General features: G+C 44.7%; 1 protein-coding gene and 1 pseudogene. Both read left to right on the top strand.

The genetic code is table 11. The annotated features are described in order from the left end of the window. Window positions 1-264, top strand: a pseudogene (locus KIV40_RS35375) (Bcr/CflA family drug resistance efflux transporter); the annotation flags it as partial. Between the two features lie 104 nt (window positions 265-368). Next, window positions 369-650, top strand: a complete 282-nt coding sequence (locus KIV40_RS35370; RefSeq protein WP_285354144.1) for a hypothetical protein — start codon at window positions 369-371, stop codon at window positions 648-650. Window positions 651-809 lie beyond the last annotated feature (159 nt).

The raw sequence follows: 809 nt of genomic DNA, 5'->3' as shown, positions 1-809 counted from the left end.
CTATCATCGGTTGGCTTTGCATGGATACTGGGCGCGTCGGCAGGTAAGGCATTAGAACCGTTTGGTGACCGTGCGGGCACTGCGGCTGCATTGCTAGGTCTGTTTCAAATGAGTGGCTCTGGTCTACTCGTTGGCACTATGCAGCGCTTGCAATTGGAGCCTCAAGTGATGATTGCACTGCAGATGTTCCTGATTGTTCCAGCTCTATTTATACTGTTTGGTAAGGCCGGTAGATCTTGGCATGGCGTGCTTAAGCAGGCGTAAGTCAATTGGATGACAAATTATACAGATGGACAGTTTTTCCATCGTTAAAACATGGTATATTTATCGCTCATTAAACTGTGAGTATCACAACGGATAATACTGTAATGTCATTAACAACCTACGAAATGGCACGCGTCTTAGAGCAAATGGAAGACGCCCCTGAAAAGGTCATGTTTGGAAAATTGCTAAACGAGCTTGGTAATCAGAGCGGCGAGCGTATTCGCAGCGCAGCTAAACAGGTTCCTATCAACACACTGCGTGATATTGTTTTTCAATTTCAAAGCGTGATTGAAGATCGTAAAGGTGAGCAAGTTGAGCTGTTAGCAAAAGAGATGGTCGAGCAAGGTATTTCAGCAGAAGACCTGCAAGCATTTCTAAACAAGTAATGACGTGATGTTGCTTGGTAAAAAAACCACTGAAAGGAGTGATTTTTTTGATCTTGATGTTTAGTAACTCAAGGAGTGGAGCCTAGCTGCGAAGTGAGGATTTGGGATACGCCATTTTCTACCCCAGAGCACTATGCGAAAGTCAACGCGCAAACCCAA

Source organism: Vibrio sp. D173a (genome assembly GCF_030248475.1).
This window is presented reverse-complemented; position numbering and strand designations above follow the sequence as displayed.

Coding starts and splice junctions, on each gene's coding strand:
- KIV40_RS35370 (WP_285354144.1), top strand. CDS start 369: ATGTCATTAACAACCTACGAAATGGCACGCGTCTTAGAGCAAATGGAA.